Here is a 5328-nt window from a genome sequence, read left to right as displayed (position 1 = left end):
TGTTCGGTTCTCGACCGTACATCGAGAACCACATAGTGGACGCTACGCATCGTGAATTTTATCGATCACGAAATTCGATTTACCTCAAAACTCATGCTCCACCACAAGGGTGGGATGATTGGTAAGTTATCGGCTTATTAGTACCGGTCAGCTCCGAGAGTCTTTAGTCCTCTCTTCCACATCCGGCCTATCAACCCAGTAGTCTAGCTGGGAGCCTCTCGCCCGAAGGCATGGAAATCTCATCTTGAGGCCGGCTTCCCGCTTAGATGCTTTCAGCGGTTATCCATCCCGAACGTAGCTAATCAGCGGTGCTCCTGGCGGAACAACTGACACACCAGAGGTTCGTCCAACCCGGTCCTCTCGTACTAGGGTCAGATCCTCTCAAATTTCCTGCGCGCGCAGCGGATAGGGACCGAACTGTCTCACGACGTTCTAAACCCAGCTCGCGTACCGCTTTAATGGGCGAACAGCCCAACCCTTGGGACCTACTCCAGCCCCAGGATGCGACGAGCCGACATCGAGGTGCCAAACCATGCCGTCGATATGGACTCTTGGGCAAGATCAGCCTGTTATCCCCGAGGTACCTTTTATCCGTTGAGCGACAGCGCTTCCACAAGCCACTGCCGGATCACTAGTCCCGACTTTCGTCCCTGCTCGACTTGTCAGTCTCACAGTCAAGCTCCCTTGTGCACTTACACTCGACATCTGATTGCCAACCAGATTGAGGGAACCTTTGGGCGCCTCCGTTACTTTTTAGGAGGCAACCGCCCCAGTTAAACTACCCACCAGGCACTGTCCCTGAACCGGATTACGGTTCGAAGTTAGATATCCAATATGACCAGAGTGGTATTTCAACAATGACTCCACCGACACTAGCGTGCCAGCTTCACAGTCTCCCACCTATCCTACACAAGCCACACCGAACACCAATACCAAGCTGTAGTAAAGGTCACGGGGTCTTTCCGTCCTGCTGCGCGTAACGAGCATCTTTACTCGTAGTGCAATTTCGCCGAGTTCGCGGTTGAGACAGCTGGGAAGTCGTTACGCCATTCGTGCAGGTCGGAACTTACCCGACAAGGAATTTCGCTACCTTAGGATGGTTATAGTTACCACCGCCGTTTACTGGGGCTTAAATTCTCAGCTTCGCCTTGCGGCTAACCGTTCCTCTTAACCTTCCAGCACCGGGCAGGCGTCAGTCCGTATACATCGTCTTGCGACTTGGCACGGACCTGTGTTTTTAGTAAACAGTCGCTTCCCACTGGTCTCTGCGGCCCTACCACGCGTCCCGGAGCAAGTCCGTTGACGTGTCAGGCCCCCCTTCTCCCGAAGTTACGGGGGCATTTTGCCGAGTTCCTTAACCACGATTCTCTCGATCTCCTTGGTATTCTCTACCTGACCACCTGAGTCGGTTTGGGGTACGGGTGACTTGAACCTCGCGCCGATGCTTTTCTTGGCAGCATAGGATCATCGGATCTTGCCCTTACGGGCTCCCCTTCAGCTCTCAGCCTTATATGAGAGACGGATTTGCCTATCTCTCGGCCTACAACCTTGGCCTGGGACAACCATCGCCCAGGACCGACTACCTTCCTGCGTCACACCTGTTAATACGCTAACCGCACCAGCATAGGGTCGAGCGCTAGGCCCACCGTCTCACCCCGAAGGGATCAATCAGCAGGATTCAGACTCTTAGCATCACTGGATTAGCTTGGGCGGTTCTTCGTCAGTACGGGAATATCAACCCGTTGTCCATCGACTACGCCTGTCGGCCTCGCCTTAGGTCCCGACTTACCCAGGGCGGATTAGCCTGGCCCTGGAACCCTTGGTCTTTCGGAGGACGGGTTTCTCACCCGTCTTTCGCTACTCATGCCTGCATTCTCACTCGTGTGGCATCCACGGCTGGTTTCNTGGCCCTGGAACCCTTGGTCTTTCGGAGGACGGGTTTCTCACCCGTCTTTCGCTACTCATGCCTGCATTCTCACTCGTGTGGCATCCACGGCTGGTTTACACCGCCGCTTCGCTCGCCACACGACGCTCTCCTACCCATCAATACGGCTGGACCACGAAGGCCTGCCTATAAATATCAATGCCACAACTTCGGTGGCGTGCTTGAGCCCCGTTAAATTGTCGGCGCGGAATCACTTGACCAGTGAGCTATTACGCACTCTTTCAAGGGTGGCTGCTTCTAAGCCAACCTCCTGGTTGTCTGTGCAACTCCACATCCTTTCCCACTTAGCACGCGCTTGGGGACCTTAGTTGGTGGTCTGGGTTGTTTCCCTCTCGACGATGAAGCTTATCCCCCACCGTCTCACTGCTGCGCTCTCACTTACCGGCATTCGGAGTTTGGCTGACGTCAGTAACCTTTTAGGGCCCATTAGCCATCCAGTAGCTCTACCTCCGGCAAGAAACACGCAACGCTGCACCTAAATGCATTTCGGAGAGAACCAGCTATCACGAAGTTTGATTGGCCTTTCACCCCTATCCACAGCTCATCCCCTCAGTTTTCAACCTAAGTGGGTTCGGTCCTCCACGTGCTCTTACACACGCTTCAACCTGGCCATGGATAGATCACTTCGCTTCGGGTCTAGGACATGCGACTGAATCGCCCTATTCAGACTCGCTTTCGCTACGGATACCCCTCACGGGTTAACCTCGCCACATATCACTAACTCGCAGGCTCATTCTTCAAAAGGCACGCTGTCACAGCTACAAGGCTGCTCCAACGGTTTGTAAGCAAACGGTTTCAGGTACTATTTCACTCCCCTCCCGGGGTACTTTTCACCTTTCCCTCACGGTACTTGTTCACTATCGGTCATCTGGGAGTATTTAGGCTTATCAGGTGGTCCTGACAGATTCACACGGGATTTCTCGGGCCCCGTGATACTTGGGATACTCTTCACGCCATCACGAAATTTCGACTACGGGGTTCGCACCCTCTATGACCAGGCTTTCAATCCTGTTCGTCTATCACGCTCTGTAACGTCGCACCGGCGGCAGCCAAATGCTGAAAAGTCCCACAACCCCGAACATGCAACCCCTGCCGGGTATCACACATGCACGGTTTAGCCTCTTCCGGGTTCGCTCGCCACTACTAACGGAATCACTGTTGTTTTCTCTTCCTGTGGGTACTGAGATGTTTCACTTCCCCACGTTCCCTCTACCCGCCCTATATATTCAGGCGGGAGTCACCAGGTAACCTTGCAGCCCCTGGCGGGGTTTCCCCATTCGGACACCCTCGGATCACAGCTTGTTTATCAGCTCCCCGAGGCTTATCGCAGATTACTACGTCCTTCTTCGGCTCCAGATGCCAAGGCATCCACCGTTTGCTCTTAAAAACTTGCCAATCACATGAGTTTTGAAAATCGAAAATCTATCTCGAAAAAATTGACCAATGGACTCAAACATAAATGCCTGAGTCAATTGTTGTTTTCGACTCGAACCGAAGTCCGAGTCAAAAGATGCTCGCGTCCACTGTGTAGTTCTCAAAGTACGGGCGGTACCCACCCTGCCGACCACCATTACGGTTCTGCCAAACAGGAGAAGGTCCAGAGGTACAGTCCGAAACACTCGAAAGCGTTCCGTTCCGGTCCCTCAGGACCCAACAGCGTGCAACATACAAACCCCGTCAAAGCGACCTGTTCCTTCTCCCACAAGTGGGAGCGTACTTACGTCGAATCGTTGAGATTCGTATCAATGTCAATGTTCCACCCATGAGCGCCAGCAGGAACGTTCGTCCCTGAACTGACTGGCCAGTATGTTCCGCTGTATACAGACGGACTGGCACGTGCTCCTTAGAAAGGAGGTGATCCAGCCGCACCTTCCGGTACGGCTACCTTGTTACGACTTAGTCCTAATTACCAATCCCACCTTAGACGGCTCCCTCCCAATAAAGGGTTAGGCCACCGGCGTCGGGTGTTACCGACTTTCATGACTTGACGGGCGGTGTGTACAAGGCCCGGGAACGTATTCACCGCAGCGTTGCTGATCTGCGATTACTAGCGACTCCGACTTCATGAGGTCGAGTTGCAGACCTCAATCCGAACTGGGACCAGCTTTTTGGGATTCGCTCCACCTTACGGTATCGCAGCCCTTTGTACTGGCCATTGTAGCATGCGTGAAGCCCAAGACATAAGGGGCATGATGATTTGACGTCGTCCCCACCTTCCTCCGAGTTGACCCCGGCAGTATCCCATGAGTTCCCACCATTACGTGCTGGCAACATAGAACGAGGGTTGCGCTCGTTGCGGGACTTAACCCAACATCTCACGACACGAGCTGACGACAACCATGCACCACCTGTATACGAGTGTCCAAAGAGTTCGTTATCTCTAACGCGTTCTCGTATATGTCAAGCCTTGGTAAGGTTCTTCGCGTTGCATCGAATTAATCCGCATGCTCCGCCGCTTGTGCGGGCCCCCGTCAATTCCTTTGAGTTTTAGCCTTGCGGCCGTACTCCCCAGGCGGGGAACTTAATGCGTTAGCTGCGACACGGAGACCGTGGAATGGTCCCCACATCTAGTTCCCAACGTTTACGGGGTGGACTACCAGGGTATCTAAGCCTGTTTGCTCCCCACCCTTTCGCTCCTCAGCGTCAGTTACGGCCCAGAGATCTGCCTTCGCCATTGGTGTTCCTCCTGATATCTGCGCATTCCACCGCTACACCAGGAATTCCAATCTCCCCTACCGCACTCTAGTCTGCCCGTACCCACTGCAGGCTGGAGGTTGAGCCTCCAGTTTTCACAGCAGACGCGACAAACCGCCTACGAGCTCTTTACGCCCAATAATTCCGGACAACGCTTGCACCCTACGTATTACCGCGGCTGCTGGCACGTAGTTAGCCGGTGCTTTTTCTGCAGGTACCGTCACTTTCGCTTCTTCCCTGCTAAAAGAGGTTTACAACCCGAAGGCCGTCGTCCCTCACGCGGCGTTGCTGCATCAGGCTTTCGCCCATTGTGCAATATTCCCCACTGCTGCCTCCCGTAGGAGTCTGGGCCGTGTCTCAGTCCCAGTGTGGCCGGTCACCCTCTCAGGCCGGCTACCCGTCGTAGGCTTGGTGAGCCATTACCTCACCAACTACCTGATAGGCCGCGAGTCCATCCTTGACCAAAATTCTTTCCAACCACTGAAGATGCCTTCGCGGTTCGTATCCGGTATTAGACGTCGTTTCCAACGCTTATCCCAGAGTCAAGGGCAGGTTACTCACGTGTTACTCACCCGTTCGCCACTAATCACCAGAGCAAGCTCTGGATCATCGTTCGACTTGCATGTGTTAAGCACGCCGCCAGCGTTCGTCCTGAGCCAGGATCAAACTCTCCGTAAATGTTTAATTGC

General features: G+C 54.0%; 2 rRNA genes. Both read right to left on the bottom strand.

The window, feature by feature from the left end:
• Positions 1-117: 117 nt before the first annotated feature.
• A 23S ribosomal RNA gene (locus AC1X6S_RS15815) occupies positions 118-3340 on the bottom strand.
• 452 nt (positions 3341-3792) lie between these two features.
• Positions 3793-5317, bottom strand: a 16S ribosomal RNA gene (locus AC1X6S_RS15810).
• The 16S and 23S rRNA genes sit together here, the layout of an rRNA operon.
• Between the last annotated feature and the right edge of the window lie 11 nt (positions 5318-5328).

It is taken from the genome of Mycetocola sp. Y442 (assembly GCF_056898615.1).
The sequence above is the reverse complement of the archived record's forward strand: the minus strand, read 5'-3'. Positions and strand labels throughout refer to the sequence as shown.